Here is a 22,540-nt window from a genome sequence, read left to right as displayed (position 1 = left end):
CCGACTGAAGCTGAACGACTCCCTGAAGCTCGTCGTCGTGTCGGCGGGACTGACCGTCCCCTCGTCCACCCGGCTGCTGGCCGACCGGCTGGCGGCCGCGGTGGACCGGCACGGGCCGGTGGACGTGCGGGTCGTCGAGGTGCGGGACCTCGCGGTCGAGATCGCGCACAACTTCACCAACGGGTTCGCCGGGAAGGCCCTGGCCGCCGCGCAGGACGCGGTGGCGGAGGCGGACGGGCTGATCGTCGTCACGCCGGTGTTCAGTGCCTCGTACAGCGGACTGTTCAAGTCCTTCTTCGACGTGCTGGACAAGGACGCGCTGACCGGCAAGCCGGTGCTGATCGCCGCCACCGGGGGCACCGGCCGGCACTCCCTGGTGCTGGAACACGCGCTGCGGCCGCTGTTCGCGTACCTGCGGGCCGTGGTGGTGCCCACCGGCGTCTACGCGGCCTCGGAGGACTGGGGGGCCGAGGGGCTGGCCGAGCGGATCGAGCGGGCGGCGGGGGAGCTGGCCGGGCTGATGGCGGGGCTGTCCGCGGCCGGGACGGCCCCCGTGGCCGGGCCGCGGGTCGTGCCGTTCGAGGAGCGGCTCGCGCGGCTCGGCGCCGCCGGCGCCTGACGCGCCGCGCCGCTGTGACGGTGAGAGCGCGGTAAAAAGGGTGATCGTCGGCCTGCGGGCCCGGCGGAACCGCCCGGGGCCTTGGCAGACTGGTGACGTGCCCCAGACTGTGCTGCTCGCCGAAGACGACCGTGCCATCCGTCATGCCCTCGAGCGTGCCCTGACGCTCGAGGGCTACGAGGTGACGGCCGTCGCCGACGGTGTCGAGGCGCTGGCCCAGGCGCACCGGACCCCGCCGGACGTCCTGGTGCTGGACGTGATGATGCCGGGCATCGACGGGCTCCAGGTCTGCCGGGTGCTGCGGGCCGAGGGCGACAGCACCCCGATCCTCATGCTCACCGCCCTGGTGGAGACCGCCGACCGGATCGCCGGCCTGGACGCCGGCGCCGACGACTACGTGGTCAAGCCGTTCGACGTGGAGGAGGTCTTCGCCCGGCTGCGGGCGCTGCTGCGCCGCACCAGCCCGGTGCCGGCGGGCGGGGCCGGCGCGACGCCCGCCGCCGACGGCGGCCGGGAGGCGCAGGCCCCCGACCGGCAGGTGGGCGCCGCGAACATCCGGATGGACCTGCAGGCCCGCCGCGCCTGGCGGGGCGGCCGCGAGCTGGAGCTGACCCGCACCGAGTTCGAGCTGCTGGAGCTGCTGGTCCGCAACGCCGGGATCGTGCTCGACCACTCCACCATCTACGACCGGATCTGGGGCTACGACTTCGGCCCCGGCTCCAAGAACCTGGCCGTCTACGTCGGCTATCTGCGCCGCAAGCTGGACGAGCCCGGCGCCCCGCAGCTGATCCACACCGTGCGGGGCGTGGGTTACGTGCTGCGGGAGGACTAGTGGGCCGCGGCCGGCGGCCCGGGGCCGGGCCCCGGCCCAGGCTGGTCTCCCTGCGCACCACCTTCGCGGTGTCCTTCGCGGCCGTCACCGCCGCCGTGACCATCCTCGTCGGCATCCTGTCCTACAGCTCCGCCGCCCGCCTGGTCCGGGTCGACCAGCAGTCGGTGTTCACGCAGGTCGTGTCCGACGTGCGGGACGAGGTGCGGCAGCACGAGATGGTCCCGGAGGACTTCTCCTCCTCCCGGCCCGGCCACGATCTGGTCCGGCCGGCCCGCACCGATGTGCAGGTGCTGGGCGCGCGGGGCGAGGTCGTCGACCACGGCAGCCCGGTGCTGCCGGTCACCGCCCGGGACCGGGCCGTGTCCGGGGCGCGCACGGCCGGGCGGGTGGTCGAGCACAAGGACGTCCGGGTCGGCGAGGACCTGTTCCGCATCGCCACCGTCTCGCTCGGCGACGGCAAGGGCGCGGTGCAGGTCGCCCAGGAGTTCAGCGACACCGAGGACCTGCTGCGGGCGCTCCAGCAGCGCACGCTGATCCTGATGTCGGCGGTCGTGGTCGCCGCGGGCCTGTTCGGCTGGTGGCTGGCCCGCCGGATCACCCGGCGCCTGGTCGTGCTCACCTCCGCCGCCGAGGACGTGGCCCGCACCCGCCGGCTGGGCATCGAGGTGCCCGTCGCCGGTCTTGACGAGGTGGGCCGGCTCGGCCGCGCCTTCGACCGCATGCTGGGCCGCCTCGCCCAGTCCGAGGAGGACCAGCGGCGGCTGGTCCAGGACGCGGGGCACGAGCTGCGGACGCCGCTCACCTCACTGCGTACGAACATCTCGCTGCTGCGCAGGATCGACGAGCTGCCGCCCGACAGCCGGGAGGAACTCGTCGCCGACCTCAGCCAGGAGGCCCGGGAACTGACCGACCTGGTCAACGAGCTGGTCGACCTCGCGGCCGGGCAGTCCGACAGCGAGCCGCCGCAGCAGGTGGACCTGGCCGACATCGCCGAGGACGTGCTGGGGCTGGCCAAGCGCCGTACCGGCCGGGAGATCGTGCTGCGGGCGAGCGGTGACACGCGTACCGACGGGCGGCCCGGGATGCTCCAGCGGGCGCTGTCCAACCTGGTCGAGAACGCGGCCAAGTTCGACCGGGGCGGCCAGGAGCCGATCGAGATCGCCGTCACAGGTCCGGCGCGCCCGGGAACGGTCCGGGTCGAGGTGCTCGACCGGGGGCCGGGTATCGCGGAGGGCGACCTCATCCGTATCTTCGACCGCTTCTACCGGGCCGCCGACGCGCGGTCCCTGCCGGGCTCGGGCCTGGGGCTGTCCATCGTCCGCGAGGTCGCCATGGCCCACGGCGGTGCGCCGTTCGCCTACCGGCGGGAGGGCGGCGGGGCGGTCATCGGGTTCACGGTCGGGGGCGGGATCGTGGGGGACGCGGGTGTGTGAGGGCGCTCCCCGGCGGCGCCGCCCCGCGGTACGGACCCGGCGGCGTACGGGTCGCGCACAGCGCTCGCGCGTGCGTGCTCCTGCGTGAAGTGGGAGAGAGAGCACGGGAGTTGGTGCGGAGGTGATGAGCGTGGCCGCCCGGACCGCTCCCCTGGGCGTGCGATACGTTGCCCGTCATGCCTGAACTCAGCTCCGCGGCCTGGCCACCCGCTCCGATCAGGACCGAGCGGCTCGTGCTCCGCGAGCCCGACGCGCGGGACCGGGCGACGTTCGTCGACCTGCTCACCTCGCCGGAGGTGCACACCTACCTCGGTGGCCCCCGCCCGCGTGACGAGTACGAGCGCGTGCTGCCCGGGACGCCGGAGAAGCGCCCCGGCCTCTTCGTGATCGAGCTCGACGGAGCGATGATCGGCCTGGTCGAGCTAAAACCGCACGGCGCGGACGTGCTCGGGCACGCCCGGCCGGATGTCGCCGAGACCGAGATCGGCTACCTGTTCCTGCCGCGGACCTGGGGTCTCGGCTACGCCGCCGAGGCGTGCGCGGCGGCGCTCGGCTGGTTCGCCGGCGCGCTCCCCGGCGAGCCGGTGGTGCTCTGCACCCAGATCGCCAACGACCGCTCGATGCGCCTCGCGGCGAAGCTGGGGTTCACCGAGGTGCAGCGGTTCGAGGAATGGGGCGCCGAGCAGTGGATGGGCGTGTGGTCGCCGGTCCCGCCGTCCGGCTGAGCCGGACCGCTTCCCCGGGGGTCCGGGCCGCGCTTTCCCGGGCGCCGGGACCGGGCACGACGCCGGGGAGCGACTGGCCCGGCGGCGCTACGACCGGCCCCTGAGCACCGGCAGGGTGAGGAAGCCCTCCGCGCGGGCGCTGGCCAGGCCGATGCGGGGGATGTCGCTGCTCTTGGCGAACAGCAGGAAGCGGGGCTCCCACAGCGGGCGGTACTTGGCGTTGGCGCGGTACAGGGACTCGATCTGCCACCAGCGGGAGAAGAAGGTGAGGACCGAGCGCCACAGGCGCAGCACCGGGCCGGCGCCGAGGCGGGAGCCGCGTTCGAAGACCGAGCGGAACATGGCGAAGTTCAGGGACACCCGCTGGATGTCCGACTCCTCGGCGCGCAGCAGCAGTTCCACCACCATGAACTCCATCAGGCCGTTCTCGCAGGCGCGGTCCCGGCGCATCAGGTCCAGCGACAGGCCGTGCTCGCCCCAGGGGACGAAGCTGAGCAGGGCCCGGGGGACGCCGTCCGCGTCACGGCACTCCAGCATCACGCAGCGGCCGTCGCCGGGGTCGCCGAGGCGGCCCAGGGCCATGGAGAAGCCGCGCTCGGTGGCGCCGTCGCGCCAGTGGTCGGCGCGGTCGACGAGGAGGGCCATCTCGTCGTCGGGGATGTCCTCGTGACGGCGGACCCGGACGGTGTAGCCGGCCCGGCGGACCCGTTTGTGGGCCTGGCGGACCGCCCGCATGGCGCGGCCCTCCAGGCTGAAGTCGGCCAGCTCGACGATCGCCTCGTCACCCAGTTCGAGGGCGTCCATGCCGTGCCGGGAGTAGACGGTGCCGGCGTCCTCGCTCGCGCCCATGACGGCCGGGGTCCAGGCGTGCCGGCGGGCCTCGGCGAGCCAGGCGTCGATGGCGCCGGGCCAGGCCTCGGGGTCGCCGATGGGGTCGCCGGAGGCCAGGCTGACCCCGCCGACGACGCGGTAGGTGACGGCCGCCTTGCCGCTCGGCGAGAAGATGGCGGCCTTGTCCCGGCGCAGCGCGAAGTAGCCGAGGGAGTCGCGCTCGCCGTGCCTGCCGAGCAGCTCGCGCAGCCGCCGCTCGTCCTCCGCGCCGAGCAGGCAGGCGCCGCGCGGGGCGCGGAAGCAGGCGTAGAGGACGAGGAGGAAGGTCGCGGCCATCAGCAGGTTGACGGTCATGTCCGCCCAGCGGGGCGCGTCCACGGTGTCGACGCGGTCGGCGAGCGGGCCGACGCTGATGCCGCGCAGCAGGGTGTAGGAGATCTCGTCCTTGAGGGTGGCGCCGGGGATCCGGTTGGTCTCGCGCACCAGCAGCGTGCCCAGGGTGGCGCCGACCAGGGCGCCGCCGGTGCCGACGACGAGGGCGAGGCGCGGGTTGGAGCGGTCGCCGATGGCGTCGAACTCGCGCCGGCCGAGCAGCAGGGCGGCCACGAACAGGCCGGTGAGGGCGGCGGAGAGCCAGTTGAAGACGTGCCCGCCGTACGGGGCGCGGGTGAGCGCGAGGACGTAGAGGCCGAAGAGCGGGCCGGCGAGGAGGAGGTTGAAGACCCAGGCGGCTCGTTTGCGGCGGCGCATCACCACGGCGAGGAAGAGGGCGAGGAACGCCGAGACCAGGCCGGCGGTGGCCAGGTAGGGCGTGAAGAAGGAGCCGACGTTGTGCTCGTGCACCTCCTCGCGGAAGGGCAGGGAGAGCACCGCGAGGATGTTGAGCGCGGCCTGCAGCCGCAGGTACCAGACGGTGGACGCCGCCGCCCGCTCGCTCAGCCGGCCGTCACCGGCCGGCGGGGCGGGGGCACTGGGGCGGGGAGCGCGCTGGGCGGGAGCCGGTGGGGAGGCCGGGCTCGGCTGTCGTGCGGACATGGTGACGGGCACCTTGGGGGAGGGGACGGGGCGACGCCGACCCTACAGTTCGTAGGGTAACGCGCGTGCAAAGGTGCGCACATCCGGTGCACAGGTTCTCATCCGGAGTCGTCCGCGCCGCGCCGGGCCGCCGCCAGTGTCCAGGCGAGGTTGCCCGCCGCGGCCCCGGCCGCCACCGCGGCGACGATCACCCCGCCGGTGGCGAGGCCGTCGCTGAACAGGTGCGGCCGCCGGTCGAGGCTGTGCAGGCCGAAACCGCACAGCTCGTAGACGCCGACGGCGGCGACGACGAGGCTGACGACCAGCACGGTCAGCGTCGGGGCGAGTCCGCGTACGGCGAGCGGCGCGGCCGGGGCCGGCTCCGTGTGTGTGTCCCGCATGGTGTCCCCCGATGAGCGGATGTGTGGCCGTTGGCGTTCGGGCATCCACGATATGGCCGGGGACGCGGCCGCTGTCGCACCGCGCATGTCGGCTATGTCTCGTCGGCGCGGGTGCGGCGGGCGTAGGCGCGGGCCGCGCGGGCGCGGTCGCCGCAGCGGGTGGAGCACCAGTGACGGCGGCCGTGCCGGAGCAGGTAGCGGTTGCAGGGTGCGGAGCCGCAGGCGGTGAGCCGGTCGGCGTCGGGGCCGGTGAGCAGGTCGGCGGCGTCGGCGGCGAGGGCCGCGAGCGCGTGCTCGACGATCTGCGTCGTGGGGTGGGCGGCGGCCCGGTGCAGGCCGCGGTCGGGGTGCCAGAGCAGCAGTGAGGCGGCGGGCGCCCGGGTGAGCGCGTCGTTGACGGCGTCCAGGGCGTCCGCGGGGGCGGTCCGGCCGTCGACCCGGGAGGCGAGCAGCGCGCGGATCCACTCGCGCAGGACGCGCAGCCGCTCCGCGCACGTCTCGCGGAGTGCCGCGTCGGCCGGGGCGAGACCGTGCGCCACCAGCCACCGGTGCGCACCGGCCGGGGTGCCGAGCAGATCGGCGACCTGGCCTCCGGGCAGGGTGACGGCGCCGAGGTGCCCCGCACCTTCACCACGCCGAGCGCCGCCGCCCGCCTCGGCGGCACCGCCCGCGCGCTCGCCCCCTGGCGGTCCGCCGAGCTGCCCCGCCCCGGCGGCGGCACCGTCACCGTCACCGCGGCGCCCGCCCTGCACGGCCCCGAGGGCTGCGAGCCGATCGTGGGCGAGGTCACCGGCTTCGTGCCGGCCGCCGCCGGCCTGCCCACTGTGTACGTCAGCGGCGACAACGCCTCACTGGAACTGGTCCAGGAGATCGCCGACCGGTACGCCCCCGTCGACACCGCGGTGCTGTTCGCCGGCGCCCCACGGCTGCCCGTCCTCGACGACGCCCTCCTCGTCCTCGACGGGGGCGTACCGGTCGGCGATCCCGGCCCACTGCGACAGCTGGGCCCACTTCACCGAGGGCCGCGAGGAGGTCGTCGCCGCGTTCGAGCGGGCGGGCCTGGCGGACCGTCTGGAACTGGACTGAGCCCGGCCGCTCGTCCGGGCCCGACATCAGTACCGCAGCGCCGCGTTGACCACGGCGTGCACCTCGCCGGTCAGCTTGCGGTGGCTCCGGGCGGTGGCGTCGCCGGTGGAGCCGGCCGCCACGTCCTTGAGCGTCACCACGGTCACGTCCAGCAGATTGCCGTGCTTGTCGGTGAAGTTGACCTGGACGGCGAAGGACTTGGCCGCGGACGCCGTGTTCTTGGCGCTCACCTCGACGGTGGCCTTGCCGTCGCTCGCGGCGGCCGGGGTGCCGAGCGTGACGTCGCCCTTGGCCTGCACCCCGTTCTTGACGCCGCTGAGCTTCTGCCGGGCCTCCGCCGAGGCCGAGGCCAGCGCGTCGCCGCCCTTCGAGGCGAGGGAGGAGGCGGCGGAGGACGCCGCCGAGGCCGCCTTGCTGGCGGCGTCCGAGGCGTTACCGGAGTTGCCGTCGGAGCAGCCCGCCGCCGCGACCGCGACGACCCCGGCGAGGATCGCGCCCGCCGCTCCCCTTGTCCATCTGCCAGCCATGGTCCGCCTCCAGAGAATCCCCGAAACGGGCTTTCCTCCCAGTGAAGGGGCCGTCACCGCGAACTGCATCCCGAACGGGACTGCGAGGACCCCGGGCCCCGGCGGCTCCGGGAGTGCGGGGCCCGCGGCCGGGTGCTGCAATGGCTGGAGGGAGGGGGCGCCACCGGGCACGGGCCCGTGAGCGCGATGTCCCCCCGGCCGATACGGGAGGAACGGTGTCGTGACGCCGCCGGACCCGTCCACCGCCCCCGCCGCCGGCACCCAGCCGGAAGAGGCCGACCGGCTGCGCGGGTTGCTGAGCTCCCGCCCCTACCAGCACGCACTCGTGCTGTCGGCGCTCATCGGCGTCCCGGTCTCGCTGGCCGCCTTCTTCTTCCTCGCCGGGCTCCACGAACTCGAACACCTGCTGTGGGCCGCACTGCCGGCCGAGTTCGGCTGGAGCGTCCCCCCGTGGTGGTGGCCGCTGCCGCTGCTCACGGTCGCCGGTCTCACCGTGGGCCTCGTCGTCACGCGTCTGCCGGGCGCCGGCGGACACATCCCCGCCGGGGGCCTGCACACGGCGGGGATGGCCCCGGCCGCCCTGCCCGGGGTGATCCTCGCGGCGCTGGCGAGCCTGCCCCTCGGCGCCACCCTCGGCCCCGAGGCGCCGCTGATCGCGCTCGGCGGCTGCCTGGCGCTGTACTTCAGGAACCTCGCCCGGACCCCGGGCACACCGCAGGGCACGGCACTCCTCGGCGCGGCGGGTGCCGCCGCCGCCCTGTCCGCGATCTTCGGCAACCCGCTGGTCGCCGCCGTCATCCTGATCGAGGTTGCCGGAGTGGGCGGCCCGCAGCTCTTCGCGGTCATGCTGCCGGCGCTGCTGTCCAGCGGGATCGGGTCGCTGGCGTTCACCGGCTTCGGCCACTGGACCGGCTTCGCCACCGGCACCCTCTCGGTGAAGGTCGGCGTCCCCTCTCCCCGGCTCGACGCCGGGGACGTGCTCTGGTCGGTGCTGATGGCCGTCGCCGTCGCTGTCGCCGTCCACCTGACACTGTCCGCCGGACGCCGGGCCGCGGTCTTCGTGGCGGGCCGGCCGGTCGTCCACACCGCACTGTGCGCCCTCGCCGCCGGAGCGTGCGCCGCGGTGTACGCGCTGGCCGTCGACCGGTCACCGGCCGACGTGGCCTCCTCCGGCCAGGCCACCCTGGCCCGGCTGGCCGCCGACCCGCACGCCTGGGGCGTCGGCGCCCTGGTCGCCGTACTGCTGTGCAAGGGCATGGCCTACGCGCTGTGCCTCGGCAGCCTGCGCGGCGGACCCGTCTTCCCGTCACTGTTCCTCGGCGCCGCCCTGGGCGTACTGCTCGCCCCGCTGCCCGGCCTCGGCGTCGTACCCGGGATGGCGGCGGGTATGGCGGCCGCGTCGGCGGCCGCGCTGCGGCTGCCGGTCAGCAGCGTGCTCCTGGTCGTCCTGGTGCTCGGCAGCGCCGCGATGATCCCCCTGATCATCCTCGCCGCCGTGGCCGCCTTCGTGATGGCCGAGCTGCTGCCGCCCGGCCTCCCCGTGCCGCCGGTGGGCAGGCCGGCCGGCCCACCGGACGCCCGGCCCGCCGCCACCTGGGCCGACGACGCCGAGCGCGCTGCCGGGCGGCGGAAGAGGAGTTCGCGATGACGTCGCACGAGCACCCCGCCCCCGGGGCGGCACCGGGCACCCTGACCGAAGAGGCCTTCCGGGAGCTGTACCGGCGGCTGCGGGAGCGCGCCGCCGAGGAGGCGGCGCAGGGGCGGGGCGCACTGGACCGGCTCACCCCCGAGCGGGTGGTGGCGGCCGCCGCCGGGGTGCGGTCCGGGCGCACCGTGTCGCTGGCCGCGCCCGTCGAGACCGCGACCGCCGCGGACAGCCCGGAGCCCGCGACCCACCGGATGACCGCGCCGGACCGGCAGGAGCGGGACGAACCCGGGCTGCACTTCGCCCGCGACCGGATCGCCATGAACGTGCACGGAGACGTCGACAGCCACCTCGACGCCCTGTGCCACGTGATCTTCGACGGAGAGCTGCACGGCGGTGTACCGGCGAGCACCGTCACCCCGGACGGCGCCGGAGCGCTCACCCTCGACCTGGTGCGCGACGGCCTGGTCGGCCGCGGTGTCCTGCTGGACATCCCGCGCCTGCGCGGCGTGCCGTGGCTCGAACCGGGCGAGCAGGTGACGGCCGAGGACCTCGCGGCGGCCGAGACCGCCCAGGGCGTGCGGGCCGGGCCGGGCGACCTGCTGCTGGTCCGGGTGGGCCACCGGCTGCGCCGCCGCCGTCTCGGCTCCTGGGACGTGACCCGGGCCAGGGCCGGCCTGCACCCGGACGCCATGGACTTCGTGGCCGAGCGGCAGGTGTCCGTCCTGGGTTCGGACGGCAACAACGACGCGGCGCCCAGCGCGGTGACCGGATTCCCGTTCCCCGTGCACGTCCTCGCCGTCAACGCCCTGGGGCTGCATCTGCTCGACTACCTCGACCTGGAGGAACTGGCCACGGCGTGCGAGGAGACCGGCCGCCGGGACTTCCTGTGCGTGGTCGCCCCGCTCCGGCTCCCCGCGGCGACCGGCTCACCGGTGAACCCGATCGCCGTGCTGTGACCGGCCGCCCGGTGCGTGTCCGCTCCGGGTGCCGCGGCACCGTATGGCGCGTACGTTCGAAGAGGTGAAGCCCGTAACGGCCGCGGACCGAACGGACAAGGACGGTGGTTGCCGTGGACACCCACAACTCCTATGACGTCATCGTCATCGGCACCGGTGCCGGCGGCGGCACGATCGCCCACCGTCTCGCCCCCTCCGGCAAGCGCGTGCTCATCCTCGAACGCGGTGACTACCTGCGGCGCGAGCGCGACAACTGGGACTCCACGGCCGTGTTCGTCAAAGCCAAGTACCGGGCCCCGGAGTTCTGGCTCGACCGGCACGGCGACGAGTTCCCGCCCGAGGTGAACTACTACGTCGGCGGCAACACCAAGTTCTACGGCGCCGCCCTGTTCCGGCTGCGCCCCGAGGACTTCGGCACACTGCGCCACCACGACGGCGTCTCGCCCGCCTGGCCCCTCGGCTACGACGACCTGGAGCCGTACTACACCCAGGCCGAGCACCTCTACCTGGTGCACGGCCGGCACGGCGAGGACCCCTTCGAAGGGCCGAGCAGCGCCCAGTACGCCCGTCCGCCGGTCGAACACGAGCCGCGCATCGAGCAGTTGAGTCACGACCTGGAGAAGCAGGGACTGCACCCCTTCCACCTGCCGATCGGGGTCGACCTCACCCAGGACGAGTACGGCCGCGCCAAGCACGGCAGCGCCTGCATCCGCTGCGACCGGGTGGACGGCTTCCCCTGCCTGGTGCGCGGCAAGTCCGACGCCCAGGTGATCTGCGTGGAGCCGGCCCTCGCGCACCCCAACGTCGAGATGGTGACCAACGCCCGGGTGACCAGGCTGGAGACGGACCCCACCGGGCGCAGCGTCACCACCGTCGTCGCCGCGCTGCCCGGCGGTGAGCAGGCCCGGTTCTCGGCCGACCTGGTGATCGTGGCCTGCGGGGCCGTCAACTCCGCCGCTCTGCTGCTGGCTTCGGCGAACGACCGGCACCCGCGGGGCCTGGCGAACAGCTCGGACGTGGTCGGCCGGTACTACATGCGCCACAACAACCTGGCGCTGATGGCCATCTCCAAGGAGCCCAACGACACCCGGTTCCAGAAGACCCTCGCACTGCACGACTGGTACCTGGGCGCGGACGACTTCGAGTTCCCGCTGGGCGGGATCCAGATGCTCGGCAAGTCCGACGCCGAGCAGATCCACGGTCAGGCCCCGCGCTGGGCCGGGGCGGTGTCGCCGGACATGCCCTTCGAGGTGCTGGCCCATCACGCCGTCGACTTCTGGCTGTGCGGCGAGGACCTGCCGCAGCCGGACAACCGGGTCACCCTGGAGAGCGACGGCCAGATCCGGCTCACGCTCGACGAGTCCAACAACGTCGCCGGCCTGAAGCACCTGCGGCACAAGCTGCAGCACATGCTGGGCCGGCTCGGCATGCACGAGCACAAGCTGCTGTCCCGCAGCATCTACCTGCACAAGGGCATGCCGATCGGGGCCACCGCCCACCAGGCCGGCACGGTGCGCTTCGGCGCCGACCCGGCGTCCTCGGCGCTGGACCTGAACTGCAGGGCCCACGACCTGGACAACCTGTACGTCGTGGACACGAGCTTCTTCCCGAGCATCGGCGCGGTCAATCCGTCCCTGACGGCCATGGCGAACGCCCTCCGGGTGGGTGACCACCTGCTGGAGCGGCTGGGCTGACCCGACGCCCGGCGGGCGTCCGACCGGGCGAAGAACGTCAGCCGCGCAGCGCAACGCGGTCCGCCCCGGCATGCCGGCCGTGTGCCCCGGTGCTTGGCTGACGGGGAACCTCCGGGCCCACGGCCCGGTCGCGGTCCGGGCACGCAGGCAAGGAGCAGGGCATCGTGAGTTCCACCGAGGGCGCGCCGCGGGGCGTGATCCCCGCACATCTGCTGAAGGGTCAGAAGGCGCTGGTCACCGGCGCGAACTCCGGGATCGGCAGGGCGACGGCCGTCGCCATGGGCCGGGCCGGGGCCGACGTGGTGGTGAACTACGTGGCCGGCCGCGAGGAGGCCGAGCAGGTGGTCGAGGAGATCACCGCCTTCGGGGTCAAGGCCGCCGCCTACGAGGCGGACGTCTCCAAGGAGGACCAGGTCGTCGCCATGGTGGACCGGATGGTCCAGGAGTTCGGCACGATCGACATCCTGGTCGCCAACGCGGGACTGCAACGGGACGCCCCCCTCACCGACATGACCCTCGCCCAGTGGCAGAAGGTCCTCGACGTCAACCTCACCGGGCAGTTCCTCTGCGCCCGCGAGGCGACCAAGGAGTTCCTGCGCCGCGGAGTGGTCCCCGAGGTCTCCCGGGCGGCCGGGAAGATCATCTGCATGAGCTCGGTGCACCAGCTCATCCCGTGGTCCGGGCACGTGAACTACGCCTCCTCCAAGGGCGGCGTGCAGATGATGATGGCGACCCTCGCGCAGGAACTCGCCCCGAAGAAGATCCGGGTGAACGCGGTCGCCCCCGGGGCCATCAAGACCCCCATCAACCGCGGCGCCTGGGAGACCGCCGAGGCGGAACGGGACCTCCTGCGGCTGATCCCCTACGACCGGGTCGGCGACCCCGAGGACATCGCCAACGCCGTCGTGGGCCTCTCCTCCGACCTCATGGACTACGTCGTCGGAACCACGCTGTACGTCGACGGCGGCATGACCCTGTTCCCCGGCTTCGCCACCGGCGGCTGACCCGCCCCGTCCGCGTCGGCTCCCGGAAAGGCGCACATGCACACGGTCCTGTCCATGACGGACGTGCCCCCGCAGACGCTCCCGGCCCGCTCGATGATGGCCTTCACCCTGGCCTCCCACATCATCCTGGTGCCGCTGGGCGTCGCACTCCCGCTGATCACGCTCATCATGCACGGCTACGGGCTGCGCCGGAACGACGAGACCGCGCTGCTGCTGGCCCGGCGCTGGTCGGCCGTCATGGCGGTCCAGTTCGCCATCGGGGTCGTCACCGGCACCGTGCTGTCCTTCGAGTTCGGGCTGCTCTGGCCGGGCATGCTGGGCCGGTGGGGCGATGTCTTCGGCATCGGGTTCGGCGTGGAGGCCTGGGCCTTCTTCCTGGAGGCCGTGCTCATCGGCGTCTACCTGTACGGCTGGCGCAGGCTGCCCTCCCGCACCCACTTCCTGCTCGGTCTGCCGCTGCCCTTCGCCGCCCTGCTCGGCGCCTTCGGCATCCTGGCCGCGAACTCCTGGATGAACACCCCGCGCGGCTTCACCCTCGACGCCGCCGGCAACCCCGTGGACGTGAGCATCTGGAAGGCGATCTTCACGCCCATGTTCGGCCCGCAGTACTGGCACTTCGTCGTCGCGATGTTCGTGACGGCCGGCTACGTCACGGCCGGTGTCTACGCGACCGGTTGGCTCCGCGGCCGCCGGGACCGCTACCACCGGCTCGGCTTCACCGTCCCCTTCACGCTCGCCGCCGTCTTCACGCCGGTGCAGTTCGTGCTCGGCGACTCCATCGCCCGGCAGGTCTTCCACAAGCAGCCGGTGAAGTTCGCCGCCATGGAGATCGTCTGGAACACCGACACGCACCAGCCGGAGTACCTCTACGGCCGGCTGCGCCCCGACGGGAGCATCTCCGGCGGCATCAGGATCCCCCAGCTCGACTCGATCCTCGCCGGCTTCCGGCCGGACACGAAGGTCACCGGTCTCACGTCGGTGCCGGCCAGTGACCGGCCGACGGCCCGCGAGGCCACCATCGCCCACTTCGCCTTCGACACCATGGTGTTCATCGGCTCGCTGCTGATCCTGCTCGCCCTCTGGTACGCCGTCGTGTGGCTGCGCCGCCGCCGGCTGCCGGCCTCCCCGTGGTTCTACCGCGTCGCGGCGTGCGCGGGCGTGGCCTCCGTGGCAGCGGTCGAGTGCGGCTGGATCACCACCGAGGTGGGCCGCCAGCCGTGGATCGTGTACCAGAACATGCGCGTCGCAGAGGCGGTGACGTCGACCCGCGCCGGCGCCCTGTGGCTCATGTTCGCCCTGGTGATCGTGGTGTACGTGTTCGTCTTCGGATCGTTCCTGGTGGTCCTGCTGAAGATGCGCTCCCGCTGGCGCAGGGCGGACGTCACCGGCGGGCCGGCGCCGGAGAAACCGGAGACCGACACACCGTACGGGCCGCGTTCCGCCGGGAGGTTCCTGTGATCGCCGGGGTCATGGCCGTCGTCCTGCTGCTCGCCGTGGCGGCCTACGCCTGCGGCGGCGGCACCGACTACGGCGCCGGCTTCTGGGACCTGACGGCGGGCGGGGCCGAGCGCGGTGAGCGCCCGCGCCGGCTGATCGACCACGCGATGGCCCCCGTCTGGGAGGTCAACAACGTCTGGCTGATCTTCGTGCTGGTCATCATGTGGACGGGGTTCCCCGTCTTCTTCCAGCAGGTGTTCGTCACGATGTGGCTGCCGCTGGCGCTGGCCGCCGTCGGCACCGTGCTCCGCGGCGCCGGCTTCGCCCTGCGCAAGCCGGTCCGCAGGCTGGCCGGGCGGCGCCTGTACGGGGCCATGTTCGCCGTCGCCTCGCTCCTGACGCCGTTCTTCCTGGGCGCCGCCGCCGGGGGAGTCGCCTCGGGCCGGGTGACCTCGACGACGACCGCGTCGACGGACGCCTGGGCCAACCCGACCTCACTGCTGTTCGGGCTGCTCGCCATCGCGGCCACGGCGTCGCTCGGCGCCGTCTCCCTCGCCGCGGACGCCCGGCGCTTCGCCGCGCCGGACCTGGACGCCTACTTCCGGCGGCGGGCACTGGGCGCCCTGGCCGCCCTCGCGGTACTCGCGGTGATCACCCTGGTCGTCACCCACGGGGACGCCCCGCACGTGTGGCACGGGCTCACGCACGGCGTCGGCCTGTTCTTCGTCGTCGTCGCGGCCGTGGGCACGGCGGCCACCGGATGGCTGCTGACGCGTCCGTCCGGGGCCTGGTCGCGGGTGACGGCGGTCGGCACGGTCGCCTCGGCCATCCTCGCCTGGGGCATGGCGCAGCGCCCCTATCTCGTACCGACCTCGCTGACCGTCGCCGAGGGCGCGGGCGCGCACACCACACTGCGCTGGCTGGGCCTCGTCACGCTCGTCGCCGTCGTGATCATCGTCCCCGCGGTCGCCCTGCTGTACTGGCTGGACACCCACGGCGAGCTGGAGGGTCTCACCGACGCCGACCTGCGGAGCGCCGGCACCGGCGACGAGGGCTGACCCGGTGGCCGGCGCGCACCCGGGGACGGGTGCCGGGTGAGCGAGGACGACATCCTGCTGGGCCTCGGGCTGACCGTCGCCCTGGCCGTCGGATGCCAGATCCTCGCGAGCCGGCTGCGGATCCCGGCCCTGATCCTGCTGCTGCCCGCCGGCTTCGCCGCCGGGGCCCTGACCGACGACATCCACCCCGACCTGCTCCTGGGCCCGGCGTTCTCCCCGCTCGTGTCCCTGTCCGTGGCGATCATCCTGTACGACGCCGGGCTGGGCCTCGACCTGCGCCATCTCAAGGGCGCGACCCGCACCGTCGTGGTCCGGCTGATGGTGCTCGGGGTGGTGCTCACCTGGGGGACCGTCCTGGGCACGGCGCCGGCCCTGTACGGGGTGCCGGTGGCGGTGGCCAGCATGATCGGGGTCATCCTCGTGGTGTCCGGGCCGACCGTCGTCGGGCCCCTGCTGGAGCACGTCCGGCCGTCGGACGGGGTGCGCCGCGTCCTGATGTGGGAAGGCTCGCTGATCGACCCCGTCGGCGGCATCCTCGGCGCGGTCGTCTTCCACTCCATCGTCTCCGGCGGACTGCGGAGCGGGAACTTCCGCTTCGGCGCGTTCTTCGCCGGGATCACCCTCGGACTCGTGGGCGGGGCGGTCGGCGCCGCGCTGCTCTGGTTCACCCTCCGGCGGCTGCGACTGGGCGAGACACTGGGCACGCTGGCCCAGCTCGCCACGGTCGTCGCGGTGGCCGCGGGCTGCGACATGGCGTACGACGACACCGGTCTCATCGCCGCGATCGTCACCGGGCTGACCGTCGCCAACCTGCCCGGCCTCGACATGCCCGCACGCCGGCCGTTCTTCGAGACCCTCGTGCAGCTCATCATCGGCCTGCTGTTCATCTCCATCTCGGCCACCGTGACGCCGAAGTCCGTCGTCCCGGTGCTGCTGCCCACGCTCGCGCTCCTCGCCCTGCTCGTGCTCGTGGTCAGGCCGCTGGTGGCCCTGCTGTCCACCGCCCGGACGGAACTCCTCGCGGGCGAACGCGCCTTCACCGGCTGGATGGCCCCGCGCGGCATCGTGGCCGCCTCCACCGCCACGACCTTCTCCGCCTCGCTCACCGCCGCGGGACTGCGCGGCGCGGGGAAGATCCTCCCCGTCACCTTCCTGGTGATCGTGGGAACCGTCCTGGTCTACGCGCTCACCGCGAAGCCCGTCGCCCGCGGGCTCGGTGTCAGCCGGCCCGCCCGGGCGCGACCGCTGCTGGTGGGCGGCGATCCGTGGGTGGTCGATCTCGCCCGGACGCTGCGCGCCGCCGGTGCCGACGTGCTGATGTGGGCGGGCGGCACGCGGGAGCGCGAGCGGATCGAGGCGGCGGGCATCGAACTGGTCACCGGGGAGCTGATGGCCACGGCCACCGATCCGCGGGCCCGGCTGGAGGGCGTCACCTCGGTCTTCCTGCTCACGGCCGACGACGACTTCAACGCGCTCGCCTCGGTCGTCATGGAGGACAGCGTCGAGGGCCCGGTCTACCGCGTCGGTCCGCCGCCCGACAGCGAGGGGGTGGTCGCCCCCTACACGGCGGGTCACACCCTGTTCGGCGGGCGGCTGGTCCGGCACGCCGTCGCGGACCGCCACGAGCGCGGCGCCCGCTTCCACGCCCAGCCGGCGTCCGCGCCCCGCCCGCCCGGGTACGACGCCCTGTTCGTCGTACGGCCGGGCGGGGAGCTGGAGCCCGTCACCGGAGCCGTACCCTTCGCCGGCGCCGCACCGGACGACACCCTCGTGCTCCTCGGCCCCGCGCCACCGCCGGGCTGATCCCGCGCCCGGCTACCGGGACGTCAGGGCGTCGTTCAGGGTCAGCGCCGCGTCGATGAGGGCGAGATGGGTGAACGCCTGCGGGAAGTTGCCGAGTTGACGGCCCGTCGGGTCTATCTCCTCCGAGTACAGGCCCAGATGGTTGGCGTACCCCATCATCTTCTCGAACACCAGCCGGGCCCGGGTGGTGCGTCCGGCCCGCGCCAGCGCGTCGACGTACATGAAGGTGCACAGCGAGAAGGTGCCCTCCGAACCGCGCAGGCCGTCCGGCGAGGCCTCGGGGTTGTAGCGGTAGACCAGGCTGTCGCTGACCAGTTCCTGCTCCATCGCGTCGAGCGCCGACGTCCACAGCGGATCCTCGGGGGTGATGAACCCGACCGTCGACATGCGCAGCAGCGAGGAGTCCAGCACGTCGCTGCCGTAGTGCTGCACGAAGGCCCGGCGTTCGCCGCTCCAGCCCTTGCTCATGACCTGCTCGTAGATCGCGTCGCGTTCGCTGCTCCAGCGCGCGGTCGGACCCGGCCGGCCGTGCGACTCGGCGAGCCGCAGCGCGCGGTCGAACGCCACCCAGGACATGACACGGCCGTAGGTGAAGTTCTGGCGGCCGCCGCGGGTCTCCCACAGGCCCTCTCCCGCCTGGTCCCAGTGGTCGACCAGCCACTCCAGGTTGGTCAGCAGCGAGAGCCAGCCCTGGTGCCCCAGCCTGATCCCGTGCCGGTGCGCGAAGTGGATGCTGTCCAGGGCCTCGCCGTAGATGTCGAGCTGGAGCTGGGTGGCGGCGCCGTTGCCGACCCGTACCGGGGCGGAACGGGCGTAGCCCTCCCAGTGCTCGAGCAGCTCCTCCTTCAGGTCGGAGGACCCGTCGACCCGGTACATGATGTTGAGCGGGCCCGAGTCCCCGTCGCTGCCGGCCCGTTCCCGCACCCGGTCGCCCAGCCAGTTGATGAACGCCCTCGCCTCCTCGGTGAACCCCAGCCCCAGCAGGGCGTACACGGAGAAGGAGGCGTCCCGGATCCAGGTGAACCGGTAGTCCCAGTTGCGTTCGCCGCCCAGTTGCTCGGGGAGCGCCGCCGTCGGGGCGGCCACCAGGGCGCCGCTCGGGGCGTACGTCATGAGTTTCAGCGTGATCGCCGAGCGCTCCACCGTCTCCCGCCAGCGCCCGGAGTACTGCGACTGCCCGAGCCAGGTGCGCCAGTACCTGATGGTCTCGTCGAACAACTCCTGGTACTGCGCGAGCCGGATCTGCCGGGGCGGCCCGTCGGCGGCCGACTCCAGCATCAGACCGCGCTGCTGGCCCGCCTCCAGGGACAGCGTGAAGTGCAGGTCGTTCCCCCGGTCCGTGAGGACGTCCACCAGCCGCTCGTCCTCCGGCTCGCGGATGGGATGCGCGGTGAGCACCGCGCCGTTCTCCGCCGCGAACAGGGCGCCGTGCTCGGTGATGTGCAGCCGGTGGGCCGTCCGGCCGTAGTCGAACCGCGGCGCGACCTCGACGTCGAACGTCATGGCGCCGCGCACGCAGCGCACCAGGCGGACCAGCCGGTGGCAGTCCGTGGCCGTCGTCCCGGTGACCGGCATGAAGTCCAGGACCTCGCCGGCCCCCGCCTCGGTCATGAACCGCGTCACCAGGACCGCCGTGTCGGGCAGGTAGAGCTGCTTGGTCGCGTACATCGCGTGCGTCGGCCGCACCGTGCAGTGGCCGCCCTTGTCCTTGTCGAGCAGGGCGCCGAAGACGCTGGGCGAGTCGAATCGGGGGAGGCAGAGCCAGTCGACCGTGCCGTCGGTGGTCACCAGGGCCGCCGTCTGCAGGTCGCCGAGCAGGCCGTGGTTCTCGATCAGGGGATAGTCGTCCATCGGGGCACCCCTTCCGGCAAGCGATTCACCCGAACGGCCCCTCCTCGATCAGCCTAGGACGGACGGCCCTCACCCGCGCTCCGGTCGGCGGCGGCCCGGCGGGCCGCGCGGCGCCACAGCCGGCGCTGCAGGCGCAGGGTGAGGACGCCGACGATCACCAGGACGACCACGTTGACCAGCAACTGCAGCAGTGAGCCCCGGGCCTGGCCCCAGTCGGCGAAGGCCAGCGAGACGGCGATGTCCGAGGCCGCGGGGATCGTGGTCACCGAGATGAACACACCGAGCAGGGCGCTGCCGCGTGCCTCGGCGAGCGAGACGATGCCGACGACACCCGCGAGCACGGCCACGGCGACGGAGAAGAAGTCCGGCGTGTCGATGAGGTGGGAGACCGGCCGCAGCCCGAGCTCGAAGGCGGTCGACTGCATGCCGAACGCCCGCGCCAGCGCGGTGAACCCCAGCGTGACGGCGATGGCCAGCAGAAACCCGGCCGTCAGGGCCCGCGTTCCGTCCCGGACCCGGTGGCGGTTACGGCGGTCGAGCCCGAGCGCGATGTTGGTGATCGCGTTGTACTCGGGGCCGACCACCATGGCCGCCACGATCAGGATCTGCGAGTTCGTCATGATGCCGACCGAGCCGATGATCCCGGCGATGACCAGGAACAGGTAGAAGGACGGGGGATAGGTCCCGCCCGCCCGGATGTGCGCCTCCACCGACGCCCACAGCGGTGCCTGGACGAGTGCGCCCGGCTGCTCGGCCTCCAGCCGGTCGGCGTGGTGCGAGAACATCATGTCGACGTCGTCGACGGCGATCGACCCCGCGCGGTCCACGCCCAGCCCGCGCAGGCCCTCCAGCACGCCGTTGGCGGCGCCCTTCACCACGTCGCACTCGACCGCGTCACCGTCCGGAACCCGCGCGGCCCTCACCACCACGAGGTTGAGGACGCGGTCGTGCGCGGCGAGCAGGCCGACGACCGGCTCGGTGAGCGACGGCGGCATCACCATGCGGAAGTGGATCAGGTCCATCCGAACCCTCCCGGGAGGCGTCCGCTAGCGGTCCGGTCCGCACACCGAACGCAGCGCCGCCCGCACGACCTGGGCCGCGCCGCCGGACGCGTCGATGGTGACGCCCGGCTCGTCGGCGTGCAGCGGATCGAGCGTGGCGTACTGGCTGTCGAGCAGTGCCGGCGGCATGAAGTGCCCCTTGCGGCGCGCGATGCGCTGCGCGGCCACCTCGCGGTCGAGCGCCAGGTACACGAACCACAGGTCCGCTCCGGTACGCCGGAACTGGTCGCGGTAGGCGTGCTTGAGCGCGGAACAGGAGGCGACACCGCCGTGCCCGCTCGACGCGGTGACGCGGATCCACTCCGTGAGCGCCGCCAGCCAGGGCCGCCGGTCGGCGTCGTCGAGGGGGTGTCCCGACGCCATCTTGGCCCGGTTCGCGGCGGGGTGGAGGTCGTCGCCCTCCAGGAACGGCACGCCGAGCCGCTGCGCGAGCCGCGCTCCGACGGTGGACTTGCCGGAGGCGGAGACGCCCATCACGACGACCACCCGCGAACCCCCGTCCGGTCCGGCCAACGGGGCCTCCTCGGGGGCGTGGTGCGGAACTGCCCATACCTCACCACTATCGCCCGGCACCGGTCGAAGTGCCGCGTGCGCGCCCCGGGCGGCCCCGCGACCGGCACCGCCGCACTCGCCAGGCGGGCCCGCCCGCTCTGGCGGATAGTGGTGGTGGGGCGGGACCACCTTCCAGCCGGCTCTCCGTACACGCTCTCCGTAGACACTGGAGGACCGATGCGTGTTTCACGTCCGCTGGCCGCGCTCGCCTGCGTCGCGTTGTCCGGAGTGGGGCTCGCCGCCTGCCAGGACCAGGCGGCCGGCACGATCACCGGGCACAACGGCGTCCGACCGGTGCAGTCCTTCACGAACCCGTCGATCGAGGGGTGTCACCGCTTCAGGGCCGACGTCACCCGCGTCGACAACTTCACCCAGAACAGCATCCTGCTGTTCAAGACGCCCGACTGCACCGCGCCGAAGGGCAAGGAGAGCGTCTACCTGAACATGCAGGGCTCGGACGTGGTGGTCAGGTCCACCGGACCGTGGCGCAGCTTCTCCTTCGCCCCCGAGTGACCCCGGCCGGCGCCCGGGCGTACCCGGGACACCGCGCTCACCGGTCCCCCAGCCCCTCGTCGTCCCGCAGCCTGCGCCAGATGTGGGTGCGGTGCAGCACGTACAGGGCGCCGCCCAGCACCGCCACCTGCAGGGCCACGGCGAGCAGCCAGAACACGGCCCGGCTCTCCATCTCGTCCGTGAGGTAGCTGAAGTTCATCCCGAAGTAGCCGGTCAGGAACGTCAGCGGCAGGAAGATCGTGGACACGATGGCGAGCCGGTTGATCACCCCGTTCTGCTCGCCCGACACCAGCGAGGAGTAGCTGGCGAAGGCGCGCCGGGTGGCCTCCTGCAGGGACTCGATGTCGGTGAGCACCAGCCGGCCGGTGTGCTGGAACTCGTGGGCGAGATGCCGGCGCTCCTCGGCAAAGTCGCGGCTGAGCATCCTGCGCATGATCACCTCGTCGGTCGCCTGGAGGTAGGGCAGCAGGAAGTGGTGCAGGAGCGCGGCGCGCCGCCGCAGCCGTGCCAGGCGGTAGACCTGGTCCGGGCGCCGCCGGTCGAACATCTCGTCCTCGAGGTCCTCCACCACCAGCAGGTCCGCCACCGCGGCCCGGCGGAACGTGTCCAGGGCCTCCTCGAGCAGCAGGAACAGCACGGCGACGCTGTCGGGCGGGTTCTCCTCGCCGAGCCGGGCGAGAAGGTTCTCCACCGTCCTGGCCGGTCCCCGGTGCAGGGTGACCAGGTGCCGCTCGGTGGCCATGACATGGACGTGGACGACCCGGCCGCCCTGGACGACGGGTACGACGAGGCCGGCCCGGTCGCCGAGGAACTGGGCCCGCACCGGCTCGTCCGCCCTGCCGAACCAGGGCGGGCACTCGGACTCCAGACCGAGCCCGCCGACGACCTCGGCGCCCTCGGCCGCCGGCTCGTCCGTGAGCTGGACGTCGACCAGCAGGAAGGCGGAGGCGGCCAGGAGCTCACGTGCCTCCGCCAGGCCCGTACGCGTGGTGGCCCCTCCGGGCATCGACACCACCGATACGATCATCTGTCCTCACCGTGATCCCAGTTCCGTAGGTCCCACGGTGCGCACACGCGGCCGCCGCCGGTCGCGGACACACGCGGGCGCGGCGGCGGGTACCCCGGACGGGTGAGCCGGTGAGGCCCTCCGTCCGGCCGGTGCCGGTCAGCGGCTGCCGGCGAGCTCCCCGCTGAGCGTCTCGTGGATCCGGGAGCTGGGCTCGTTCAGACCGACGATCTCGACGGTCTTGCCGCGCTGTGCGTACTTGGTCCCGACGGCGTCCAGGGCGGCGACGGAGGAGGCGTCCCAGATGTGCGCGGCCCGCGCCGAGGAGTTCGCGGCCACCCTGGCCGCCCGCCTCCGGACCGCACCCGCCGGCCCGCCGGACAGGGGCTAGCCGCAATGCCGGTGACTTAGCTTGTGCCTTGCCGCGTGATGGTCACCGCGTCCGGTGCGGGTGGTAGCCAGTTGCGGTGCTCGGCCCGTTTGAGTGGC

The 22,540-nt window shown here is 73.4% G+C and carries 21 protein-coding genes and 1 pseudogene; 12 read left to right on the top strand and 10 right to left on the bottom strand.

Annotated elements, in window-relative coordinates; translation table 11 throughout:
* Positions 1-22 precede the first annotated feature (22 nt).
* The 4 genes from ABZ478_RS33425 to ABZ478_RS33410 all read left to right on the top strand — a co-directional run bounded on the left by ABZ478_RS33425 (position 23) and on the right by ABZ478_RS33410 (position 3,609).
* A complete protein-coding gene (locus ABZ478_RS33425; RefSeq protein WP_359555563.1) occupies positions 23-619 on the top strand; it encodes a CE1759 family FMN reductase in 597 nt (198 codons plus the stop codon).
* 97 nt (positions 620-716) lie between these two features.
* Positions 717-1,451 (top strand): response regulator transcription factor, encoded by a 735-nt coding sequence (locus ABZ478_RS33420; protein ID WP_359555456.1) that lies wholly within the window; start codon positions 717-719, stop codon positions 1,449-1,451.
* Positions 1,451-2,884 carry a HAMP domain-containing sensor histidine kinase gene (locus ABZ478_RS33415; protein ID WP_359555455.1) on the top strand — a complete coding sequence of 478 codons (1,434 nt, stop codon included), beginning with the start codon at positions 1,451-1,453 and terminating at the stop codon, positions 2,882-2,884. Before ABZ478_RS33420 ends, ABZ478_RS33415 begins: the two co-directional genes overlap by 1 nt.
* Before the next feature lie 176 nt (positions 2,885-3,060).
* Positions 3,061-3,609 (top strand): GNAT family N-acetyltransferase, encoded by a 549-nt coding sequence (locus ABZ478_RS33410; RefSeq protein ID WP_359555453.1) that lies wholly within the window; start codon positions 3,061-3,063, stop codon positions 3,607-3,609.
* A gap of 87 nt (positions 3,610-3,696) precedes the next feature.
* On the opposite strand, the gene ABZ478_RS33405 is transcribed toward ABZ478_RS33410, so the two are convergent.
* The 5 genes from ABZ478_RS33405 to ABZ478_RS33385 form a co-directional block, all read right to left on the bottom strand.
* Entirely contained in the window at positions 3,697-5,475 is a 1,779-nt protein-coding gene (locus ABZ478_RS33405; protein ID WP_359555450.1) for a phosphatidylglycerol lysyltransferase domain-containing protein, read from the bottom strand.
* Positions 5,476-5,573: 98 nt separating this feature from the next.
* Positions 5,574-5,855 carry a hypothetical protein gene (locus ABZ478_RS33400; RefSeq protein WP_359555448.1) on the bottom strand — a complete coding sequence of 94 codons (282 nt, stop codon included), beginning with the start codon at positions 5,853-5,855 and terminating at the stop codon, positions 5,574-5,576.
* A gap of 92 nt (positions 5,856-5,947) precedes the next feature.
* Positions 5,948-6,607, bottom strand: coding sequence for an ABATE domain-containing protein (locus ABZ478_RS33395; protein WP_359555446.1), 660 nt, complete (start codon positions 6,605-6,607; stop codon positions 5,948-5,950).
* A gap of 96 nt (positions 6,608-6,703) precedes the next feature.
* Positions 6,704-6,871, bottom strand: coding sequence for a hypothetical protein (locus ABZ478_RS33390; RefSeq protein WP_359555445.1), 168 nt, complete (start codon positions 6,869-6,871; stop codon positions 6,704-6,706).
* A 96-nt stretch (positions 6,872-6,967) separates the two neighbouring features.
* Positions 6,968-7,468, bottom strand: coding sequence for a hypothetical protein (locus tag ABZ478_RS33385; protein WP_359555442.1), 501 nt, complete (start codon positions 7,466-7,468; stop codon positions 6,968-6,970).
* 220 nt (positions 7,469-7,688) lie between these two features.
* Here ABZ478_RS33385 and ABZ478_RS33380 point away from each other — a divergent pair, with 220 nt between their 5' ends.
* From ABZ478_RS33380 to ABZ478_RS33350, 7 genes are all read left to right on the top strand, one after another.
* On the top strand, positions 7,689-9,116 hold the full coding sequence (locus tag ABZ478_RS33380; RefSeq protein WP_359555440.1) for a chloride channel protein: 1,428 nt from the start codon (positions 7,689-7,691) through the stop codon (positions 9,114-9,116).
* Positions 9,113-10,072 carry a cyclase family protein gene (locus tag ABZ478_RS33375; protein ID WP_359555438.1) on the top strand — a complete coding sequence of 320 codons (960 nt, stop codon included), beginning with the start codon at positions 9,113-9,115 and terminating at the stop codon, positions 10,070-10,072. Before ABZ478_RS33380 ends, ABZ478_RS33375 begins: the two co-directional genes overlap by 4 nt.
* A 113-nt stretch (positions 10,073-10,185) precedes the next feature.
* Positions 10,186-11,766 (top strand): GMC family oxidoreductase, encoded by a 1,581-nt coding sequence (locus tag ABZ478_RS33370; RefSeq protein ID WP_359555436.1) that lies wholly within the window; start codon positions 10,186-10,188, stop codon positions 11,764-11,766.
* 164 nt (positions 11,767-11,930) lie between these two features.
* A complete protein-coding gene (locus tag ABZ478_RS33365; protein ID WP_359555433.1) occupies positions 11,931-12,770 on the top strand; it encodes an SDR family oxidoreductase in 840 nt (279 codons plus the stop codon).
* 54 nt (positions 12,771-12,824) lie between these two features.
* Complete coding sequence (locus ABZ478_RS33360; RefSeq protein WP_359555430.1) at positions 12,825-14,228, top strand: cytochrome ubiquinol oxidase subunit I; 1,404 nt, start codon at positions 12,825-12,827, stop codon at positions 14,226-14,228.
* Positions 14,225-15,265, top strand: coding sequence for a cytochrome d ubiquinol oxidase subunit II (locus ABZ478_RS33355; protein ID WP_359555428.1), 1,041 nt, complete (start codon positions 14,225-14,227; stop codon positions 15,263-15,265). Before ABZ478_RS33360 ends, ABZ478_RS33355 begins: the two co-directional genes overlap by 4 nt.
* Before the next feature lie 36 nt (positions 15,266-15,301).
* Entirely contained in the window at positions 15,302-17,068 is a 1,767-nt protein-coding gene (locus ABZ478_RS33350; protein ID WP_359555425.1) for a cation:proton antiporter, read from the top strand.
* 12 nt (positions 17,069-17,080) lie between these two features.
* Here ABZ478_RS33350 and ABZ478_RS33345 read toward each other — a convergent pair whose 3' ends face one another.
* The 3 genes from ABZ478_RS33345 to ABZ478_RS33335 are packed head-to-tail and all read right to left on the bottom strand — an operon-like array spanning position 17,081 to position 20,454.
* Positions 17,081-18,919 (bottom strand): glycoside hydrolase family 15 protein, encoded by a 1,839-nt coding sequence (locus ABZ478_RS33345; RefSeq protein WP_359555422.1) that lies wholly within the window; start codon positions 18,917-18,919, stop codon positions 17,081-17,083.
* A gap of 53 nt (positions 18,920-18,972) precedes the next feature.
* Positions 18,973-19,941 carry a DUF389 domain-containing protein gene (locus ABZ478_RS33340; RefSeq protein WP_359555419.1) on the bottom strand — a complete coding sequence of 323 codons (969 nt, stop codon included), beginning with the start codon at positions 19,939-19,941 and terminating at the stop codon, positions 18,973-18,975.
* A 24-nt stretch (positions 19,942-19,965) separates the two neighbouring features.
* Positions 19,966-20,454: a gluconokinase gene (locus ABZ478_RS33335; protein WP_359555561.1), complete on the bottom strand. Its 489-nt coding sequence runs from the start codon at positions 20,452-20,454 to the stop codon at positions 19,966-19,968.
* Between the two features lie 255 nt (positions 20,455-20,709).
* On the opposite strand from ABZ478_RS33335, the gene ABZ478_RS33330 reads away from it, so the two are divergent.
* Positions 20,710-21,045 (top strand): hypothetical protein, encoded by a 336-nt coding sequence (locus ABZ478_RS33330; RefSeq protein WP_359555417.1) that lies wholly within the window; start codon positions 20,710-20,712, stop codon positions 21,043-21,045.
* A gap of 37 nt (positions 21,046-21,082) precedes the next feature.
* On the opposite strand, the gene ABZ478_RS33325 is transcribed toward ABZ478_RS33330, so the two are convergent.
* Together ABZ478_RS33325 and ABZ478_RS33320 are read right to left on the bottom strand one after the other, a co-directional pair.
* Positions 21,083-22,072, bottom strand: coding sequence for a CorA family divalent cation transporter (locus ABZ478_RS33325; RefSeq protein ID WP_359555415.1), 990 nt, complete (start codon positions 22,070-22,072; stop codon positions 21,083-21,085).
* Positions 22,073-22,210: 138 nt separating this feature from the next.
* A pseudogene (locus tag ABZ478_RS33320) lies at positions 22,211-22,366 on the bottom strand (sodium-independent anion transporter); the annotation flags it as partial.
* Positions 22,367-22,540: the final 174 nt, after the last annotated feature.

It is taken from the genome of Streptomyces sp. NPDC005706, assembly GCF_040631045.1.
In the GTDB taxonomy this organism is placed as follows: Bacteria; Actinomycetota; Actinomycetes; order Streptomycetales; family Streptomycetaceae; genus Streptomyces.
The sequence above is the reverse complement of the archived record's forward strand: the minus strand, read 5'-3'. Positions and strand labels throughout refer to the sequence as shown.

What these genes read in the sequence shown, in the direction of transcription:
- ABZ478_RS33375 (WP_359555438.1), top strand. Translation starts at nt 9,113, where the DNA reads ATGACGTCGCACGAGCACCCCGCCCCCGGGGCGGCACCGGGCACCCTG.
- ABZ478_RS33345 (WP_359555422.1), bottom strand. Translation starts at nt 18,919, where the DNA reads ATGGACGACTATCCCCTGATCGAGAACCACGGCCTGCTCGGCGACCTG.
- ABZ478_RS33360 (WP_359555430.1), top strand. Translation starts at nt 12,825, where the DNA reads ATGACGGACGTGCCCCCGCAGACGCTCCCGGCCCGCTCGATGATGGCC.
- ABZ478_RS33335 (WP_359555561.1), bottom strand. Translation starts at nt 20,454, where the DNA reads ATGGGCGTCTCCGCCTCCGGCAAGTCCACCGTCGGAGCGCGGCTCGCG.
- ABZ478_RS33405 (WP_359555450.1), bottom strand. Translation starts at nt 5,475, where the DNA reads ATGTCCGCACGACAGCCGAGCCCGGCCTCCCCACCGGCTCCCGCCCAG.
- ABZ478_RS33385 (WP_359555442.1), bottom strand. Translation starts at nt 7,468, where the DNA reads ATGGCTGGCAGATGGACAAGGGGAGCGGCGGGCGCGATCCTCGCCGGG.
- ABZ478_RS33410 (WP_359555453.1), top strand. Translation starts at nt 3,061, where the DNA reads ATGCCTGAACTCAGCTCCGCGGCCTGGCCACCCGCTCCGATCAGGACC.
- ABZ478_RS33330 (WP_359555417.1), top strand. Translation starts at nt 20,710, where the DNA reads ATGCGTGTTTCACGTCCGCTGGCCGCGCTCGCCTGCGTCGCGTTGTCC.
- ABZ478_RS33400 (WP_359555448.1), bottom strand. Translation starts at nt 5,855, where the DNA reads ATGCGGGACACACACACGGAGCCGGCCCCGGCCGCGCCGCTCGCCGTA.
- ABZ478_RS33325 (WP_359555415.1), bottom strand. Translation starts at nt 22,072, where the DNA reads ATGATCGTATCGGTGGTGTCGATGCCCGGAGGGGCCACCACGCGTACG.
- ABZ478_RS33340 (WP_359555419.1), bottom strand. Translation starts at nt 19,941, where the DNA reads ATGGACCTGATCCACTTCCGCATGGTGATGCCGCCGTCGCTCACCGAG.